The organism is Variovorax sp. AC194, from assembly GCF_979257995.1.
Genome location: NZ_OZ409823.1, coordinates 1,875,284 through 1,891,629 on the forward strand (window position 1 = coordinate 1,875,284; position 16,346 = coordinate 1,891,629).

Below are 16,346 nucleotides of genomic sequence, written 5' to 3' on the forward strand. Positions count from 1 at the left end.
CGAAGGAGACATGCATGACCGAACAGGAAGCCAACGTGGCGGCGCTGCGCAAGGGCTATGACCTCTGGAACGGTTCCCAGGCCGCGAGCGCGCAGCACTGGATGGACATGATCGATGACGACGTGCGATGGCGCTCGCTGGGCGATGGCGCGGCCGGCGCGGAGTTCACCAAGGAGTGCGGCTCCAAGCAGGAAGTGCTGCGCTACTTCGAGCAGATGGGCGCGCAGTGGACCTTGATCAGCTACGACGCCAACGAATTCATCGCCCAGGGCGACCGCGTCGTGATGCTCGGCAGCTGCGAATGGGCGCACCGGCAGACCGGCAAGGCGGTGAAGACGCCGAAGGTGGATGTCATGCGCTTTCGCGACGGCAAGATCGTCGAGTTCATGGAGTACTACGACACGGCGGCGGTCTCGGCGGCGACGAGGTAGAGGGCGTTGCGGGCAGCGGCTTTGCGAGAATCGCGGCTTCAAGAGAGCCGCATCCCCATGTTCTTTTCTCGCAAACCGAAGCCGCCTCCTTCGAGGCTCATCCAGCTGCACGAATACCTCGACCTGCTGCACGGCGGCACCGAGGCGCACGACCCCGGCGATGCCATCAAGCGCAGCGCGGTGGCGCTTGCGGAGAGCCTTCGCGAGCCGCTGCGGCTCAAGGACTGGGCGGCGCCCGAACTGGCGCAGGTCTTCGCCCGCCGCGCCAAGGCGCACGACGCGCTGCTGGTGCATGTGCCGCTGGCGATCAACGATTGTTTCTTCATCGCCATCTTCAGGAACGGTGCATCGAGCGCAGAGGAGCATCTGGTTTTCGACATCGGCGCGGAGTACCAGACGCCGATGCTGGACTGTCCCGATTTCGGCGTGGCGGAGCAGGCGAGCGAAGCCAACATCCGCCACTGGGTTCCGTTGCTGCGCAACGAGGCGTCTGCCTTCGCCGTCGTCGAACTGCGCGGCGGAACGTACATGCAGGTGTACGCCGATGCCAAGGGCTTTCACCTGGAGCACCAGCTGGTCACGACGGGGGCGCACTATCACAGCGCCGAACCCCTGAGCGCCGATGCGGCCGTGGAGACGCTGGTGTCCTATGCGTGCGGAAAGTACGAGTGGGCGTACAAGCGCTGGGAGTGGCTCGCGCTGTAGGTGCTGCACGCGCTGCAGGTGCGTCAGACCGGTGCGTAGCTGCCCGTGCCGCCTGGCCAGGCCGTGAGCACTTCGTAGCCCTCGGGCGTGACGGCCACCATGTGTTCCCACTGGGCGGACAGGGACCTGTCCTTGGTCACGACGGTCCATCCGTCGGGCATTTGCCGGGTGTCGCGCTTGCCTGCGTTGAGCATCGGCTCGATGGTGAAGACCATACCCGGCGCCAGCCGCAGGCCCTGTCCGCGCTGCCCGTAGTGCAGCACCTGCGGCTCGTCGTGATAGATGCGGCCGATGCCGTGTCCGCAGTATTCGCGCACCACGCTGAAATGCTCGCGTTGCGCGATCGACTGGATGGCGTGGCCCACATCGCCCAGCGTTGCGCCGGGCCTGACCTGCCGGATGCCGGCCAGCATGGCTTCGTAGGTCGTCTCCACCAGCCGCCGCGCCAGCACGCTGGGCTCGCCCACGAAGAACATGCGGCTGGTGTCGCCGAACCAGCCGTCCTTGATGACGGCGACATCGATGTTGACGATGTCGCCCTTCTTCAGGATCTTGTCGGCCGAGGGAATGCCGTGGCACACCACCTGGTTGACGGAGGTGAGGATGGTCTTCGGATACCCCTGGTAGCCCACGTTCGCCGGAATGGCGCCCTGCACGTTGACGATGTGGTCGTGGCAGAGCCGGTCGAGCGCGTCGGTGCTCACACCCGGCACGACGTGGGGCTCGATCATGGCGAGCACCTCGGCCGCAAGCTGGGCGGCCCGTCGCGACATCGCGAGTTCTTCCGCGGACTTGATGGGAACGCTGCCGCCGGTCACTGGTGTTTTCCGTTCGAGGATGAGCGCGGCTTGCCGGCGGGGGCGGTGGCGGCCGCGGTGATGTCCAGGCCGCCCGAGAGCTCGGCCTGAATCAGCAGCTGGCAGACTTCGCGGTAGTCGAGCTCCGGATGCATCTCGGTCAGCATGCCGACCCGCATCCAGTGCTCTGCCTGCGAATTGATGGACCTGCTGAGCGCATTGCCCGCCACGCGCAGGTTCTCATGCATCAGGTCCGAAATCTTGACGATACCCATCGGCGACGACCTCTATATGAAACGTATATGCATTATATACATTGCGTATGGTCTGGCGCCGGCCGGGTCGCGCTCCCTTAATCGGTATGCGCCACTGCCTTGATCTCGATCAGCTGGTGCGCAAATGCCAATGCCGTCACACCGATCAGCGTCACCGCCGGCCGATGCGTTCCCATGTAGGCCTTGAACACCGGCACCAGCGCCTCGGTGTGCGCTTGCGGGTCCGTCACGTAGATCACCAGCTCCGCGAGATTCGTCCTGGTCACGCCGAATCCCGCGAGCACACGGTCGAGGTTGTCCAGCGTCTGCCGGGTCTGCTCGGCGATGTCGCCTTCGCCGACGAACGCGCCCTGCATGTCGTGCGAGAACTGGCCCGAGATGTAGATCGTGCCGTTCACGCTGTACCCTTGGCCGACGCCGAAGGCTTCTTCCCACGGCACGCCGTGGCTGTAGAGGGCGGGTTGTTGTTTCATGAAGATTTCCTTGCAGTCAGTGGATGAAACGACTGTAGTCACGCCATTGGCGAAGCGGTTTCTACACAGACGCGACGAACGTTCCACATCGATTACCGACGATCACCACGAACCATGCTGCGTGCGAACCTGAATGAAATCCTGGTCTTCCTGTCCGTCGTCGACGAAGGCAGCTTCATCGCCGGCGGGCAGGCCATGGGCCTCACGCGCTCGGCGGCCGGCAAGGCCGTGAGCCGGCTGGAAGACCGGCTCGGCGTTCGCCTCTTGAACCGCACGACGCGCACGTTGAGCCTCACCGACGAAGGCCGGGTGTTCCATGAGCGCGGGCTGCAAATCCTCTCGGCGGTCGACGAAGCCGAGGCGAGCGTGGCGGGCCGCAGCGGCACGCCGCGCGGCGTGCTGCGCCTCACCGTGCCCGATGCCTTCGGCCGGCTCGTGGTGCTGCCGCTGCTGCAGAAATACCTGGCAGCCTGGCCCGATCTGCAGGCCGAGGTGAGCTTCACCGATCGCGTGGCCGACATCGTCGAGGACGGCTTCGACCTGGCCGTGCGCATCGGCGCGCAGGAGGCCAGCGCCGACACGGGGCTCGTCTCCCGCGTGGTCGCCAAGTACAAGGCCGTGCTGTGCGCTTCGCCCGCCTATATCGCCGGGCGCGGCGAGCCGCAGGACATCGATGCGCTCGCGGCGCACGACTGCCTGTTCTTCAGCAGCCGCAACCAGAAGCAAAGCTGGCGCCTGCGCAGCGACGGCGGCGGCGCGTGGGCCAAGGCCCCGGGCCGCAGCCGCCTGCGGCTGGACAGCGGAGAAGCCCTGCGCGACGCGGCCGTCGCGGGGCTGGGCATCGCGTTGCTTCCGGACTTCCTGGTGGCGGAGGACCTGGCCGCAGGCCGGCTGCAGCAGGTGCTGCCCGGCATCGATGCGGGGGAGGTGAAGATTCTTGCGCTCTATCCGACGCGGCGTCTGCTGGAGCCGCGTGTGAGGCGCTTCATCGACCTGATGGTCGAAGAGCTCGGGGACTGAGCCCATTCGCTAGGACGCTCATGCCTTCGCGGAGAGCGCGATCGCATCGGCGCCCGCCGGATACCGCAGCCTGGCGCTCGCATCGTTTGCCGCATGCCACACGGCCTCGGCCACATCCGCTTCGGTCGTCACCGCGCTGGGGTTCCCCAGTGTCGCGAAGATCGACTGCGCCAAGGGCGCATACGCCTCGGGAATCAAGCCCTGCATGCGCTCGGCGCCGTTGGCGGTGAAGCGCGTGCCCGGCCCATAGCCCGGCTCCACGAGCTTCACGCGAACGCCGAAGGGTTCGAGCTCGAATGCGAGCGATTCGGTGAAGCCCTCGATCGCGGTCTTGCTCGCGGTGTACGCCGCCACGAGCGGCATGGGCGCCAGCGTGACGGTCGAGGTCACATTGATGACCAGCCCCGATCTGCGGAGCCGGAACTGCGGGAGCACCGCCTGGGTCATCGCCATCATGCCGAAGGTGTTGGTCTCGAAGATCTCGCGCACGGTGGCCATCGGCGTCGCCTCGAACGCGCCGAAGAGGCCCAGGCCCGCGTTGTTCACGAGCACGTCGATGGGGCCGGCGGCTTCGAGCGCGGCGGCGATGCTCTCGGGCTTCGTCACGTCCAGCGGCAGCACGCGCAGGCGCTCCGAGCGGGGCAGGAGTTCGGCACGCGGCGTGCGCATGGTCGCGACGACGTGCCAGCCCTGCGCATGAAAGTGGCGCGCGGTTTCGAGGCCATAGCCAGACGAGCAGCCGGTGATCAGGACGGTCTTCATTGGGGTTTCCTTGGTGAGTGAATGGAAGATGCGTCACGATATCGGCGATGGGCAGGACTTTCTATAATCATCAGTCCATCATTTGTTTGCAGGAGTCCGGCATGACCGATCCACTCGCCGAGGTTGTCTCGCTGCTTCGGCCGCGCGCGGTGTACTCGAAGGTCATCAGCGGCGCCGGTGCGTGGGCCGTGCGTTACTCGGCCTTCGGCGAGCCGAGCTTCTGCACGATGCTCGAGGGCGAATGCGTTCTTGCAGTCGATGGACAACGACCGATCACGCTCTCGGCCGGCGACTTCGTGCTCATGCCGTTCACGCCCGGGTTCACGATGTCGGGGCTCGAGCCCGCGGCACCGGTCTTCGTGGACCCCAAGCTCGCACCCGCGCCGGTCGATGACATCCGCCACGGCCGTCGCGAAGGCCCGGCGGACGTGCGCATGCTCGGCGGCTACTTCGCCTTCGATTCGCCGGACGCCTCATTGCTCGCATCGCTGCTGCCGACGCTGCTGCATGTGCGCGATGTGGGGCGGCTGTCGGTGCTCGTGCAACTCGTGAGGGAAGAGTCGCTCGACGCGAAGTCGGGGCGCGACCTGGTGCTCGAACGGCTGGTCGAATTGCTGCTGATCGAAGCGCTGCGCTCCACACCCGGCGAAGGCGCGCCGCCGGGGCTGCTGCGCGGGTTGGCGGACGCGCGGGTGTCGATTGCGCTACGGCACCTGCACGGCGACCCCGCGCAGCCGTGGACGGTGGCCGAGCTCGCGAAGAAGGCGGCGCTGTCGCGGTCGGCGTTCTTCGAGCGCTTCTCGCGCGCCGTCGGGCTGCCGCCAATGGAGTACCTGCTGGCTTGGCGAATGGCGGTTGCCAAAGACCTGCTCGCCCGCAACGACTTCGGCATTGCGGAAGTCGCGGAGCGCGTGGGCTATGGCTCGGCCAGCACGTTCAGCACGGCGTTCAGCCGGCATGTGGGGCAATCGCCGGGGCGGTATGCGCGGCAGCACTAGCCGGCGCTGCATTGCCGGCCTCCGCTGTCGTCAATAGCGGCGCAGCGCCTTGGGAATGGTCGCGACGATCAGCTTCTTGTCGCCCAGGATCATCAGGGTCGTGCCGTCCTTGCTCACCTGCATCCTGGGCCTGTAGCAGGAGTATTTGGGATAGGTCGACGCCTGGCAGGCGGGAAAGTCGGCCAGCGTGAAACTCCCGACCGGAGGCAGGTTGATGTTCGTGCCGGCCGGCGCGGTCGTGTCGAAGGCACGGACGACCGGCAGCGCCGTGGATCCGGGCTCGACGACGTAGTTCAGCGTGTAAGCGCGGCGCCCATCCGGCGACAGCCGGGCTGTCCGCAGGTCATTCACCTGCGGCAGCGTACCCACGGTGCCGAACGCGCGGTCATAGACCGTCGCGCCGCTGAACAGGAAGCGGTTGCCATCGTCGCTCAGGCTCGTCATCCAGTAGAAGAATTCGAGCCCGACGGGGTTTGTCCGGAGCACGCCGTCGCCCCCGTCCATGTAGAGCATCGGCGGCATTGGGCTGAGGCCCGCGGTCTGGGTCACCATCAACCTGGACCCATCGCCCGAGACCGCGAAGTACGGTCCTCCGTAGCACATGGAGCAGGCGACGGTTCCGAAGGTCTGTGTGCGCGGCTCGAAGAATCCCAGGTTGTGCCAGTTGTAGCCCGCGCCCGATGGCATCCAGAGCCGGCCGTCGCCGGTGAATGCGATGGCCACTTCGGTGTTGCTGCCCTGGTCGCCAATGCCGAAGGGCGCGAGATGGGTGCTCTTCACGCTGAACGTGGCCAGGTCGATCAGGTGAACCTGGTTGCTGCCATCTGTCGCAGCCAGCACGCTGGCATCGGGCGCGAGCGCGATGTCCTGCAAGCCGGGCAGGGAGAGCGAGGTGCTCGTCCAGCCCATGCCGTTGGTGCGAAACCGCACGATGGCACTCAGGCCGATCGATTCGTAGGTGGTCGGGTACGAGGCGTAGATGTCGCCGTGGACCGCGTCGTAGACCATGGTCCGGGGCATGCCGAAGGCGCTGGTGTCGAGCGTCCTGTACACCGAGACGCCCTCGCTGGCGGCCCGCCCGGCGAGCGCGGAGACGACATCCACGCCCTGTGCCTGCAACGCTGCGATTCCTCCCGACGAATCGGCCGGCCCCCCGGCAGAGAGCCCTTGAACGCCGGACGGGTCTTCTGCCGCGTCCTTGTTCGCGGCCTGCGGTGACGACAGGGACTGGCCGATCGGCAAGCCGTTGGTGCTCCCACCGCCACTACCACCCCCACCGCCGCAAGACACGAGCGCTGCGCCCAGCAGCAATGCCAGGGCAGCCCTGCAAGTAAGTGTTCTCATCCCTCACACCCCACGTTCGTGAATACTTTTCGTTTTGATGACTGCGCGCTGAGGCGATTTCACCTACTCGCAGGCGCGGCGTATTCTGCACGAGGTCAACGAAAAAAAGCACCCCGGACTCGCCCCCTGGTGTTTGTGCCAGGGGGCTGTCTGAGCGGACAGACGGGCGGCCGAGGTGCCCAGGATTGGGGGGCGGACCTCACGCCACTTGCGGCCGCCATGCAATGACGCCCTGCGTCCGCACCCGCACTTCGGGGGAGGCCAGGCAGGTCGCAACAGCCTCGTAGCCGGGTGAGCCCGGCCAGGGCGAAACCCGGCTCGGCACGCTGTGATTGGCCGGGCAAAGGATGATCGATTCGTCGGGACCCACGGCGCCCAGGTCCAGGATCACGCAGGAGCGCGTCATCAGGAAGAGCGGCGGGGCATCGGGGCCGCGGCGGCGCAGGTGCGCGATCACGGCTTGCTGGGTGGCTGCGTCCAGGCCCTGTTCCACCATGTCGATGACCACGGCGGCCGGGCCTTCGGCCTCCAGCGCGGCGATCAGCGCGGTCAACGCATCGGACACCGTGGCGCCCTCGTCGATGAGCCACGTCAGGGCCTGTTCGAAACGCCGCGCGAGGGCCGGGTCTGCGGCGAGTTGCGCTGCCGCGCCGTTGCCTCCCAATCGCTCGAGCCCGAGGAATACGGCAGACGGCAGGGTCTCGGCCAGGCGCATCGCGAATCGGGTCTTGCCGCTGCCCAACGGGCCGACGATGTAGTTCAGCGGGCGGACATCGCGCAGCCTGAACAGCTCGCCGCCCCAGGGCCAGGGGAGTTCGAATTCGATGTCGGGCCCCGTGGCCGATGCCAGCAACTGCGTAAGTGCCTGGGCCGTCGGCGTCCGCCCGCGGGCGAGATCGGCCCGCAGATGGCGGACCTTCTCGATGGTGTCCGCGAGCTGATGAGCGCGGCCTTCGAGCGCCGCCTGGTGCGTGGCCAGCGCGGTTTCCAGTGCCTCTGCATCGCCCTCCAGCACACGCGCGACCTGGGCGAGGCTCAGGCCCAGCGCGCGCAGGGCCACGATCTCCGCGCCGCGCATCATCTCGCCGGGGCCGTAGGAGCGCCATCCGGCGGCGTTGCGAGCCGGGCGCACGAGGCCGCGCTGCTCGTAGAGGCGCAGGGCCTTGGCGGAAACGCCGAGCCGCCTTGCAGCTTCGGCGGGGTTCAGGAGTCGGGCGGAAGCATTCAAGAATCACCTCGTGGTTTGACCGGACACCGCCTTTATCGAGGCGGCCGCAGGGGCCGGGTCAAGGGGCGCGAGGTGAACCTTACCGCAGCGGCGCCATCGTCGGCCCCTTGCGGTCGGGCACGCGAGGCTTTGGCTTGACCACGGCTTTCTCCGGTGCGGACGGCGAGAAGAATTCGTACTTCAGGTCGAGCTTGCGCTTGATCTTCTTCCAGTCCGGCACCGGCCCCGTGTCGGCGTTGCGCAGGCACTGGCCGGCGATGTAGGTCTTCTGCGTCGCGCGCTCGAACTTCAGGAAGAGGCCCGAGACGCTGCCGATGTAGGCGTCGACTTCCGCGCCGTTCGCCACGCCGATGTCTTCGTCCGAAAAGACATCGGGCTGCATCGTCATGCCGGCGCCCACGACGTTGGGATGCGTGTGGAAGTAAGCCACCGCCACCGCTTCGGCCCCGACCGGCATGCAGCCCTTGTTGCGCAGCCGAAGCCCGAGGCTCACGCTGTTGCGCTCGCCCACGAAGTACGGCGCGACGTGGAACTTGTCGTTGAACTTGCAGATGACGCCGCCGAACTCGTTGCGGGTGCCGATCGATTGCACCAGCAATGCCTGCAGCGCGGCGCGTGCAGCCTCCTCGGGGGTGTCGAAGGGCTGGTCGGGTTCGGGGAAGGGCGGCGGGGTGAAGATGGTGGTGGCCATCCTTCGAGTCTGCCGGGGGCGAGGGCGGTTTGCCATCCGCCGGAGTGGATATGACGGGCGGCCGAAGTGTCGGGGCGGCATGGCGGGGAGCCTGGGGTCGCCCGTGCGGGAGAGCCTCCGCAAGATACCGTGACGATCAATGCGATGTCACCCACACCTGCTTGCCCGGCAGAGGCGGCATGGCGAAGCTCGACTTCAGGCGGGCAATCTCCTCGCTCGGGCTGAGGCCGAAGAAGCGCTTGAACTCGCGGCTGAACTGCGACGCGCTTTCATATCCCACCTCGATGCTCGCGGCGGACGCCGTCTTCTCGTTTCGCAGCATCAGCAGGCGCGCCTGATGAAGGCGTACCGACTTGAGGTACTGCATGGGAGAGCTCTGGGTGATGGTGCGGAAGTGGGCGTGAAACGTAGGGGTGCTCATCCCCGCCTCGCGTGCCAGGCGATCGACGGTGAGGCGTTCGCTGAACGTGGTGTGGATGCGCCGCACGGCCTTGGCGATCTTTCCGAACTGGCCCCGGCCGGCGAGCGCCGCGCGCATCGATGCACCTTGCTCGCCGATGAGCACGCGAAAGTAGATCTCGCGCACGATCGCCGGCCCGAGCAACGCAGCTTCCACCGGTGAACCCATCGCCTCGAGAAACCGGAGGACGGTCTGCGCCAACGCGTCGTCCATCGGTGTCGAGAACATGCCGGCCGGTGCGCTCGGCGGACTCTCGGTGAGTTCATCGACCTGCAACGCAAGACCGGCCAGGACGGTGAGATCGAGGCTGAAGTAGATCGCGAGCAAGGGCTCGTCGGCGCTCGCATCGGTTTCCATGGTGAAGGGCACCGGCACGGACACCGCAAGGTAGTGCTGCGCGTCGTAGAGGTAGACCTCGTTCGCCCAGAGTCCGCGCTTGCGGCCCTGGCAGACCACGACGATCCCGGGTTCGTAGAGCACGGGGGTCGATGCCAACGGGCGATCGGAGCGAAGAAAGCGCACGTCGGGCAGCGCCGTCAGTGTGTAGCCCTCTTGTGGCGCGAGCCGCTGCAGGAGCGCCACCATGCGGGCCTGCCGCGCCTTGCGGGCGCCGGCTGCGAGATCGGGAGGCGATGCGCGCAATTTCTTCATTCATCGCACTGTGCATCAAATCGGACTGAAGATCAGCATAAATCAGGCGTCGCTCATAGGATTAGGCAAACCAAACATCGCATCGGGACTGGCCCGCGGCGCCTTCGATTCCGAGAATCGATGCATGAAAAACACCAGGACATTCTTCATCACAGGCGTCAGCAGCGGCTTCGGTCGCGCCATCGCCAATGCCGCACTGCACGCGGGCCATCGCGTCGTCGGGACCGTGCGAAGCGAGCAGACCGCGGCGGAATTCAAAGCGCAAGCCGGCCCAGAGGCGCATGTGAAGCTGCTCGACGTGACGCAGTTCGACGCCGTCGCACCACTCGCTGTCGCCGTCGAGGCCGAGCACGGGCCGGTGGACGTCGTGATCAACAACGCGGGGTATGGCCACGAGGGCATCCTCGAGGAATCGTCGCTCGACGAAATGCGCCGCCAGTTCGATGTCAACGTCTTTGGCGCGGTCGCGGTCATGAAGGCGTTCCTGCCATTCATGCGCCAGCGCCGGCGCGGCCACATCATCAACATCACCTCGATGGGGGGCTACATCACGATGCCCGGCATCAGCTACTACTGCGGCAGCAAGTTCGCCCTGGAAGGGATCTCCGAGACGCTGGCCCAGGAAGTGAAGGGCTTGGGCATCGCGGTCACGGCGGTGGCCCCGGGATCGTTCAGGACAGACTGGGCGGGTCGCTCGATGGTTCGCAGCGCCCGTTCCATCGATGACTACGACAGCCTGTTCGATCCGATCCGGCAATTGCGCGTGGACAAGAGCGGCAAGCAGCTGGGCGACCCCGACAAGGCCGCGGCCGCGATCCTCGCTTTGGTGGACATGCCGCAGCCGCCGCAGCACCTGCTGCTTGGCAGCGACGCGCTCGGGCTGGTCCGCGCAAAACTGGACGAAATGCAGTCGAGCCTGACGCGCCACGAGGCGCTGACACGATCGACCGACATCGCTTGATGGGCGCGTCCATCGGCCTCGATCGATCGACGCGCAACGACAACTAGCGCATGGCGCCGTAGTCGGCTCGACCGAGGTCCGCCAGCAGACCCGGACCGGTGGCTGTCCACCCCAAGCGGTCGCGGGTCAGCCTGGAAGAGGCGGGCATGTCCAGCTCGGCGAACATGGCCAGCCATCCGAAATGCGCGCCTGCTTCGTCCCGGGTCACTGACGTTGCAGGAATGCCCAGGCCGCGCGCGATGACCTCGGCGAAGTCGCGCATGCGGACGCCTTCTTCGGCCACCGCATGCCAGCAGGCCCCTGGGGCGTGCTGTTCCAGTGCCAGGCGATAGAGCAGGGCCACATCGTCGACATGCGCGGCGGGCCAGCGGCCCAGGCCCTCTCCCACATAGGCGCAAACGCCCTTTGCCCTGGCCAGTTCGATCAGGGGCGAGATCAGGCCCTGCTTGACGGTGTCGTGCACCTGCGGCAAGCGGACGACGGCGACCGATACCTTCCTGGTCCGCAGCTCGGCACCTGCGATCTCCGAGGCCACGCGAGGGTTCGGATTGTCGAGATTCGCCACGTCTTCGACCGCGACGGTGCCCGGCCCTGCGCTGCCCATGCCGGTGCCGGAGGTGATGATGAAAGGCTTGTTGCTGCCCGCGAGCGCCTCGCCCATGGCATGGATGACGCGGCTGTCTTTTTGCGTGTTCTCCACGAACTTCGAGAAGTCGTGGTCGAACGCGGTGTGGATGACCGCATCCGCCGCGGCCGCGCCTGCCGCGAGGCTTTGCGGATCTTCGAGCGTGCCGCGATGCACCTGGGCTCCTGCTTCGGTCAGCCAGCGGGCGCCCGCATCCGAGCGGCAAAGGCCCAGCACCTGATGCCCGTTCTGCAGCAGTTGCCGCGTCACACGGGAGCCAATGAAACCGGTCGCGCCGGTAAGAAAAACACGCATGGTCAGTTCTCTCTTTGGGGTTGGTGGCCCATTGAAGCGTGACGAACTAGACTGGTAAAGACGTTAGATCATCCTGTTATAGGAACTACCACCCTCCCAAATGGCCACCGACTTCGCGCTGTTCGGCAGCTACCTTCGCAGCCGGCGCACCCGCCTGGACCCGGCCGCCTTCGGCATCTCCGCCGCGCGTCGCCGCACGCCGGGCCTGCGGCGCGAGGAGGTCGCGCAGCGCGCGAGCATCAGTCCGACCTGGTACACGTGGCTGGAGCAGGGACGCGGCGGCGCACCCTCGGCGGGCGTGCTCAACCGGCTGGCGGACAGCCTCTTGCTGACCGAACTCGAACGCCAGCATCTGTTCATGCTGGCGCTGGGCCGGCCGCCCGAAGTTCGCTATCGCCCGGTCGAGGGCATCACCTCGCGCCTGCAGCGGGTGCTGGACGCGTTCCCGCTCAGCGCAGCCATCGTCAAGACCATGACCTGGGACGTGGTCGCATGGAACCGCGTCGCCGCGGCGCTGCTCACCGACTACGGCAAGCTCGCGCCGGAGAAGCGGAACATCCTTCGTCTTCTCTTTTGCTCCCCTCAGGTGCAGCAGGCGCAGGAAGACTGGGCCAAGGTGGCGCGCGTGGTCGTGGGTGCGTTCCGCGCGGACGTCACCCGGTCGGGCTCGAACGAGGAGGTGTCCCGGCTCGTTGCCGAACTGTCCGAGGAGAGCGCCGAATTCAAGTCCCTGTGGGCCGACAACGAAGTCGTGGCAATGAGCGAAGGTGCCAAGCGCCTGCACCATCCGGTCGCCGGCACCGTGAACCTGGAGTTCTCCACCTTCGCGGTGGAAGGGCGGCCTGAACTGGGCATGGTGGTTTTCAATCCGGCTTCGCCGGAAGATGCGCTGCGTGTCCAGGGCCTGCTTGCGGGTTCGTGAAAACGACGCGCCGCGAAGGATGAACAGGCCGATGAAAATCCAGAACATCGAAGATCTGCGCCTCCTGGTCGAGGCCGCACGCACCGGCTCCCTCACGGCCGCGGCCCAGGTGCTGAAGATGACGCCCGCAACGGCCAGCAGCATGCTCAAGCGACTCGAAGGCCAGTTGGGGGTGCGGCTCTTCGAGCGGTCCACGCGCTCCATCCGGCTGACCAGCCAGGGCCAGAACCTCTTGGGCTATGCCAGCCGCGCGTTGGCGCTGATCGACGAAGGCGAGGCGCAGGTGCTGTCGGAAAGCTTCACGTTGTCGGGGACGATTCGCGTCGCGGCGCCGTCGGACCTGGCTCGCAGCGTATTGCTGCCATGGTTCGACGCGTTTCTCGCGGCCAACCCGGCCTTGCGCCTGGGGCTGTCGGTCAGCGACAGGGTGCACGATGTGCTGCGCGACCCCGTGGACGTTGCCTTGCGCTACGGCGTGGCGACCGACCCCAACGCCGTCGTGCGAGGCCTTGCCATGACGCGCCGCGTGCTGTGCGCGTCGCCGCGTTATCTCGCGCGTTTCGGCACGCCTCAGGCACCTGAGGATCTGCATCGCCACAACTGCCTGGTCTTCGAACTGCGCAGCACGCGTTATGTCGATTGGCGTTTCGAGCGGGATGGCGAATGGGCGAGCGTGAAGGTGGCCGGCGATCGCGAGGTGGACGACGCCTCCATTGCTCACCAGTGGGCGCTGGCGGGCGAGGGCGTTCTCTACAAGTCGGAGCTGGATCTGATTCACGATCTGGCATCGGGCCAACTGGTGCGCCTGCTGCCGCAGTGGCGCGGCGAGCACTACCCGTTGAACGCGGTGTTCGCCAGCAACCGCTTCATGCCGCTGCGTGTGAGGAGCCTGGTCGATTTCATCGCCGCGCGTCTGGCGGAAGTTCCGATGCTGAAAACCTCTGCGTAGGTCGGTGCGCTATTTGAAGTTCACATCGACAGAAACCTTGCCTGGCAATCCTTCATAGGTCGCGGTGATGCGCGACCCCGAACGGGGTGGCAACAAAGGTGAAAAGGAACCGAGGCTGATGAGATCGCCCGGCTTCAGTGTCACCCCCTCGGACGCCAGTGCGCCTGCGAGCCAGACGACCGCCTGGAGCGGATGGCCCAGCAGATCGCTGCCGCGGCCTTCAGCGAGCGCCGTTCCTTTGTCGTCGGTCACCCGGATCTTCATGTCGCGCAGCGCGTCCAGCATCGCGTGGGCGTCGGCGCGCGATGCCGGCACCCCGATCGGCTGGCCCGCCACGCCGAGCCGGGCGGCCACGTTGATGGCGGCAAGTCCCGCGCCGTCCAGCCGCTGGGGTGTCTGCACCATGAGATCGGGCAGTTCCAGGAACGGGATCACCTGATCGATCGCGTCGAGCACTTCCTGCGGCGTTCGCGCGGTGTTGATCGCATCGCTGCGTACGCGTACCAGCATGTCGGCTTCGAACAGCGGCCGAGCGCCGAACGCGGCATCTACCGTCGCCCCGTTCGCCAGCACCATGCCCTCATAGAGACGACCCCATACCGGCTTGTCGGTGTTGAAGCGCTTCTGCACGGCCGCGTTGGTCAATCCGGCCTTGTAGCCGATCACCGGGCCAAGCCGCGAGACGAAAAGCGCATGGAGCTTCGCGCGGCTGCACGCGGCATCCGCATCGCTCAGCCCCTCGGGCGCAGCGGCCGGGGTTCGGGCGATGTACTTCTCGGCGAAGTCGGCAACCGCCGCATCGTCGAGGCAGGCCGCATGGGCTGCGACGCATCCGCAGGCAGCCACGCAGAGGAGAAGGTGTCGCAGCATCATCATCATCAGAAGCCCGGCTGGCCGGCGGCGAGCGGCTTGAAGCGGTAGATCCGATAGGGCGCCTTGTTCCTGGCAATGCCGTCGGCTTGCAAGGCGCTCGTCAATGTCAGCTGCGCCGCGCCGGTGTACATGTGGCCGTCGCTGTTGTAGGTCACCCCATCGGGCCACACCATGTCGGGATCGGCGACGAAGCGCCGGTACTTGCGGGTGTCCGGCGGGATGATGCCGATGGCGCGTTCGCCGACCTCGGTGAGGTAGAGGTTGTCGTCGCGGTCGATCGACAGGCCGCCGTTGAACGGCTTGTCGGCGTAGACCTGGACCTTGGTGCCAAGCTGTGCCGCGTCGAGCTTGCGATCGAGCAAATCGCTCATGCGGATGCGGTACATCCTGTAGCCCGACAGCGGTGCGAAATAGAGCCATTCGCTCCGGCGATCCAGCGCAATGCCGTCCACGCCGACATGAAGCGCGAAGGTCCCGGCGGTCGCCGTGCCCTGGTCCCAGCGGATGGGGTCCTTGACGGGCTGGACGCTCGGGTGCCCTTGCAGGAGGCGGCGACTCTTGCCGGTCGCAAGATCGACGACCACCAGCGCCGCCTTGTCGCCCATGCCCTTGGAATCTTCGCCGATGGCCTCGTCTGCAATAACGATCACGTTGTGCTTTGCATCCACCACGAAGTCGTTGTGCTGCGACTCGGTCACGGTGGCCTCGCCGCCGATTCGTATGACGCGCTCCAGCTTGTTGCGACGGGTGTTCCACCCCACCAGCTTGGGCACCAGGCCCGCGGGACGCCCGGCCGCCTTGTCGACCGACTTGGCCGAGTCCAGCATCCAGAGGATTCCCTTGCTGTCCGTGTGCAGGCCGAGCACCCAGTCCAGGCAGTGGTCGAATTCCTTCTTCCAGGTGCCGTCGGCGTTCTTGCAACTCTGCCAATCGACGCTGGGGTATGGGGTCGTGGACTTGCGGTCCTCGTTCAGGAGCGCGACCTGCACGGCCGGCGAGTAGAAGGGGTGGTACCCGATCACGATCCTGCCGTTCCCCAATTGGGTGATGCCGCCGACACCGGCCGCATCGAGTTCTGCATAGAGCTCCGGCTTCGCCGCGAGGGCGTCGCTCGCATTGGCTTCGGCGAGCGCGGAAGACGGCGCGACGGCGGTGGCGAAGATGCAGGTAAAGCCTGCCAGGACAGCGCGCATGCGGCTGCGGGAAATCGTGTTCACTGTTCGGTCTCCTGTCGTTTGGGGCTGTCCGGAGTCCGTCGTGTCGCGGACTCTCGGCGAGTCAGTGTCATGGCGGAGCAGGTGCATGAAAAGCCGCGAAACGGCGAAACACTTTCAACGAATTTCAGGGAATCCGGCGAAGACTGGCTATCGGCCTGCGAAGCGGCGCAGGTGCGCGCTCGCGCTCACGGTCACAGTCACGTTGAACAAGGCGAGGGGTCAATGTGACCCCGTCATGGGGCCAATGCCTTGTTGTCGCTCAGACCTGCGTGACCGCGTTCGAGATCGGGTTCATGGATGGCGGCCGTGACTTCGTTCACGAAGCGCGCTCGTATTCGCTTCAAGGCGAAACCCTGGCGCGGGTCGGAGCGTAGGAGGTTCATGCCACTTTATTTCTTGATGAGGCTCCAGCACGTTCAGCTGCCGTTGCGCGTCGACGCGCCCGAAGAGGTCAGGCTTGTGTCGGTGCTCAAGGCAACCGGCTTGATCGAGGCGAAGATTCACGCTCTCGAGTCGACAGGGCCCTATATCCCGTCGCAGTCCGCGACGGTGACGTGCATCACCGAAGAAGGCATGGCCGAACTCGACAGCTGGATCGGCGAGTTCGGGTCAAGGCGTCGCCGGGCGTGAATGCCGAACGGCGCGCGGC

Annotated in this window: 20 protein-coding genes; 8 read left to right on the forward strand and 12 right to left on the reverse strand. The window is 66.4% G+C overall.

Going from position 1 to position 16,346, the window contains the following annotated elements:
* The first annotated feature begins 14 nt into the window (after positions 1 to 14).
* Together ACZYRS_RS09075 and ACZYRS_RS09080 are read left to right on the forward strand one after the other, a co-directional pair.
* The gene (locus ACZYRS_RS09075) at positions 15 to 431 is read left to right on the forward strand and encodes a nuclear transport factor 2 family protein (protein WP_463418955.1); all 417 of its coding nucleotides are present in this window, start codon (positions 15 to 17) and stop codon (positions 429 to 431) included.
* Positions 432 to 488: 57 nt separating this feature from the next.
* Positions 489 to 1,136, forward strand: coding sequence for a hypothetical protein (locus ACZYRS_RS09080; RefSeq protein ID WP_463418956.1), 648 nt, complete (start codon positions 489 to 491; stop codon positions 1,134 to 1,136).
* 23 nt (positions 1,137 to 1,159) lie between these two features.
* Here ACZYRS_RS09080 and map read toward each other — a convergent pair whose 3' ends face one another.
* The 3 genes from map to ACZYRS_RS09095 form a co-directional block, all read right to left on the reverse strand.
* Positions 1,160 to 1,954 carry a type I methionyl aminopeptidase gene (gene map / locus ACZYRS_RS09085; RefSeq protein WP_463418957.1) on the reverse strand — a complete coding sequence of 265 codons (795 nt, stop codon included), beginning with the start codon at positions 1,952 to 1,954 and terminating at the stop codon, positions 1,160 to 1,162.
* Positions 1,951 to 2,208, reverse strand: a complete 258-nt coding sequence (locus tag ACZYRS_RS09090) for a ParD-like family protein (protein WP_463418958.1) — start codon at positions 2,206 to 2,208, stop codon at positions 1,951 to 1,953. Before ACZYRS_RS09090 ends, map begins: the two co-directional genes overlap by 4 nt.
* A 77-nt stretch (positions 2,209 to 2,285) precedes the next feature.
* Positions 2,286 to 2,681, reverse strand: a complete 396-nt coding sequence (locus tag ACZYRS_RS09095) for a RidA family protein (protein ID WP_463418959.1) — start codon at positions 2,679 to 2,681, stop codon at positions 2,286 to 2,288.
* A gap of 114 nt (positions 2,682 to 2,795) precedes the next feature.
* Here ACZYRS_RS09095 and ACZYRS_RS09100 point away from each other — a divergent pair, with 114 nt between their 5' ends.
* Positions 2,796 to 3,701, forward strand: coding sequence for a LysR family transcriptional regulator (locus ACZYRS_RS09100; RefSeq protein WP_463418960.1), 906 nt, complete (start codon positions 2,796 to 2,798; stop codon positions 3,699 to 3,701).
* 18 nt (positions 3,702 to 3,719) lie between these two features.
* On the opposite strand, the gene ACZYRS_RS09105 is transcribed toward ACZYRS_RS09100, so the two are convergent.
* Entirely contained in the window at positions 3,720 to 4,463 is a 744-nt protein-coding gene (locus tag ACZYRS_RS09105) for an SDR family oxidoreductase (RefSeq protein ID WP_463418961.1), read from the reverse strand.
* Positions 4,464 to 4,564: 101 nt separating this feature from the next.
* Here ACZYRS_RS09105 and ACZYRS_RS09110 point away from each other — a divergent pair, with 101 nt between their 5' ends.
* A complete protein-coding gene (locus ACZYRS_RS09110; protein ID WP_463418962.1) occupies positions 4,565 to 5,461 on the forward strand; it encodes an AraC family transcriptional regulator in 897 nt (298 codons plus the stop codon).
* A 30-nt stretch (positions 5,462 to 5,491) separates the two neighbouring features.
* Here the strand turns inward: ACZYRS_RS09110 and ACZYRS_RS09115 are convergent, their stop codons facing one another.
* The 4 genes from ACZYRS_RS09115 to ACZYRS_RS09130 all read right to left on the reverse strand — a co-directional run bounded on the left by ACZYRS_RS09115 (position 5,492) and on the right by ACZYRS_RS09130 (position 9,835).
* On the reverse strand, positions 5,492 to 6,565 hold the full coding sequence (locus ACZYRS_RS09115; RefSeq protein ID WP_463418963.1) for an NHL repeat-containing protein: 1,074 nt from the start codon (positions 6,563 to 6,565) through the stop codon (positions 5,492 to 5,494).
* A gap of 439 nt (positions 6,566 to 7,004) precedes the next feature.
* A complete protein-coding gene (locus tag ACZYRS_RS09120; protein WP_463418964.1) occupies positions 7,005 to 8,033 on the reverse strand; it encodes a MerR family transcriptional regulator in 1,029 nt (342 codons plus the stop codon).
* A 79-nt stretch (positions 8,034 to 8,112) separates the two neighbouring features.
* Entirely contained in the window at positions 8,113 to 8,724 is a 612-nt protein-coding gene (locus ACZYRS_RS09125) for a DUF4329 domain-containing protein (protein ID WP_463418965.1), read from the reverse strand.
* A 136-nt stretch (positions 8,725 to 8,860) separates the two neighbouring features.
* Positions 8,861 to 9,835, reverse strand: coding sequence for an AraC family transcriptional regulator (locus ACZYRS_RS09130; RefSeq protein ID WP_463418966.1), 975 nt, complete (start codon positions 9,833 to 9,835; stop codon positions 8,861 to 8,863).
* A gap of 124 nt (positions 9,836 to 9,959) precedes the next feature.
* Between ACZYRS_RS09130 and ACZYRS_RS09135 the strand changes: the two genes are divergently transcribed.
* The gene (locus tag ACZYRS_RS09135; RefSeq protein ID WP_463418967.1) at positions 9,960 to 10,796 is read left to right on the forward strand and encodes an oxidoreductase; all 837 of its coding nucleotides are present in this window, start codon (positions 9,960 to 9,962) and stop codon (positions 10,794 to 10,796) included.
* Between the two features lie 43 nt (positions 10,797 to 10,839).
* Here the strand turns inward: ACZYRS_RS09135 and ACZYRS_RS09140 are convergent, their stop codons facing one another.
* Entirely contained in the window at positions 10,840 to 11,736 is an 897-nt protein-coding gene (locus ACZYRS_RS09140; protein WP_463418968.1) for an SDR family oxidoreductase, read from the reverse strand.
* A gap of 100 nt (positions 11,737 to 11,836) precedes the next feature.
* On the opposite strand from ACZYRS_RS09140, the gene ACZYRS_RS09145 reads away from it, so the two are divergent.
* Together ACZYRS_RS09145 and ACZYRS_RS09150 are read left to right on the forward strand one after the other, a co-directional pair.
* Positions 11,837 to 12,658, forward strand: coding sequence for a helix-turn-helix transcriptional regulator (locus tag ACZYRS_RS09145; protein ID WP_463418969.1), 822 nt, complete (start codon positions 11,837 to 11,839; stop codon positions 12,656 to 12,658).
* Positions 12,659 to 12,689: 31 nt separating this feature from the next.
* The gene (locus ACZYRS_RS09150; protein ID WP_463418970.1) at positions 12,690 to 13,607 is read left to right on the forward strand and encodes a LysR family transcriptional regulator; all 918 of its coding nucleotides are present in this window, start codon (positions 12,690 to 12,692) and stop codon (positions 13,605 to 13,607) included.
* Positions 13,608 to 13,616: 9 nt separating this feature from the next.
* Here the strand turns inward: ACZYRS_RS09150 and ACZYRS_RS09155 are convergent, their stop codons facing one another.
* The 3 genes from ACZYRS_RS09155 to ACZYRS_RS09165 all read right to left on the reverse strand — a co-directional run bounded on the left by ACZYRS_RS09155 (position 13,617) and on the right by ACZYRS_RS09165 (position 16,080).
* Positions 13,617 to 14,483: a 2-keto-4-pentenoate hydratase gene (locus ACZYRS_RS09155; RefSeq protein WP_463422472.1), complete on the reverse strand. Its 867-nt coding sequence runs from the start codon at positions 14,481 to 14,483 to the stop codon at positions 13,617 to 13,619.
* A 2-nt stretch (positions 14,484 to 14,485) separates the two neighbouring features.
* On the reverse strand, positions 14,486 to 15,697 hold the full coding sequence (locus ACZYRS_RS09160; protein ID WP_463418971.1) for an L-dopachrome tautomerase-related protein: 1,212 nt from the start codon (positions 15,695 to 15,697) through the stop codon (positions 14,486 to 14,488).
* A 233-nt stretch (positions 15,698 to 15,930) separates the two neighbouring features.
* Positions 15,931 to 16,080 (reverse strand): hypothetical protein, encoded by a 150-nt coding sequence (locus ACZYRS_RS09165; RefSeq protein WP_463418972.1) that lies wholly within the window; start codon positions 16,078 to 16,080, stop codon positions 15,931 to 15,933.
* Here ACZYRS_RS09165 and ACZYRS_RS09170 point away from each other — a divergent pair.
* On the forward strand, positions 16,079 to 16,327 hold the full coding sequence (locus ACZYRS_RS09170) for a hypothetical protein (RefSeq protein WP_463418973.1): 249 nt from the start codon (positions 16,079 to 16,081) through the stop codon (positions 16,325 to 16,327). The genes ACZYRS_RS09165 and ACZYRS_RS09170 overlap by 2 nt on opposite strands.
* Positions 16,328 to 16,346: the final 19 nt, after the last annotated feature.

What these genes read in the sequence shown, in the direction of transcription:
- ACZYRS_RS09155 (WP_463422472.1), bottom strand. Translation starts at nt 14,483, where the DNA reads ATGATGATGCTGCGACACCTTCTCCTCTGCGTGGCTGCCTGCGGATGC.
- ACZYRS_RS09150 (WP_463418970.1), top strand. Translation starts at nt 12,690, where the DNA reads ATGAAAATCCAGAACATCGAAGATCTGCGCCTCCTGGTCGAGGCCGCA.
- ACZYRS_RS09165 (WP_463418972.1), bottom strand. Translation starts at nt 16,080, where the DNA reads ATGAACCTCCTACGCTCCGACCCGCGCCAGGGTTTCGCCTTGAAGCGA.
- ACZYRS_RS09105 (WP_463418961.1), bottom strand. Translation starts at nt 4,463, where the DNA reads ATGAAGACCGTCCTGATCACCGGCTGCTCGTCTGGCTATGGCCTCGAA.
- ACZYRS_RS09095 (WP_463418959.1), bottom strand. Translation starts at nt 2,681, where the DNA reads ATGAAACAACAACCCGCCCTCTACAGCCACGGCGTGCCGTGGGAAGAA.
- ACZYRS_RS09145 (WP_463418969.1), top strand. Translation starts at nt 11,837, where the DNA reads ATGGCCACCGACTTCGCGCTGTTCGGCAGCTACCTTCGCAGCCGGCGC.
- ACZYRS_RS09140 (WP_463418968.1), bottom strand. Translation starts at nt 11,736, where the DNA reads ATGCGTGTTTTTCTTACCGGCGCGACCGGTTTCATTGGCTCCCGTGTG.
- ACZYRS_RS09110 (WP_463418962.1), top strand. Translation starts at nt 4,565, where the DNA reads ATGACCGATCCACTCGCCGAGGTTGTCTCGCTGCTTCGGCCGCGCGCG.
- ACZYRS_RS09130 (WP_463418966.1), bottom strand. Translation starts at nt 9,835, where the DNA reads ATGAAGAAATTGCGCGCATCGCCTCCCGATCTCGCAGCCGGCGCCCGC.
- ACZYRS_RS09075 (WP_463418955.1), top strand. Translation starts at nt 15, where the DNA reads ATGACCGAACAGGAAGCCAACGTGGCGGCGCTGCGCAAGGGCTATGAC.
- ACZYRS_RS09125 (WP_463418965.1), bottom strand. Translation starts at nt 8,724, where the DNA reads ATGGCCACCACCATCTTCACCCCGCCGCCCTTCCCCGAACCCGACCAG.
- ACZYRS_RS09135 (WP_463418967.1), top strand. Translation starts at nt 9,960, where the DNA reads ATGAAAAACACCAGGACATTCTTCATCACAGGCGTCAGCAGCGGCTTC.
- ACZYRS_RS09080 (WP_463418956.1), top strand. Translation starts at nt 489, where the DNA reads ATGTTCTTTTCTCGCAAACCGAAGCCGCCTCCTTCGAGGCTCATCCAG.
- ACZYRS_RS09090 (WP_463418958.1), bottom strand. Translation starts at nt 2,208, where the DNA reads ATGGGTATCGTCAAGATTTCGGACCTGATGCATGAGAACCTGCGCGTG.
- ACZYRS_RS09100 (WP_463418960.1), top strand. Translation starts at nt 2,796, where the DNA reads ATGCTGCGTGCGAACCTGAATGAAATCCTGGTCTTCCTGTCCGTCGTC.
- ACZYRS_RS09170 (WP_463418973.1), top strand. Translation starts at nt 16,079, where the DNA reads ATGCCACTTTATTTCTTGATGAGGCTCCAGCACGTTCAGCTGCCGTTG.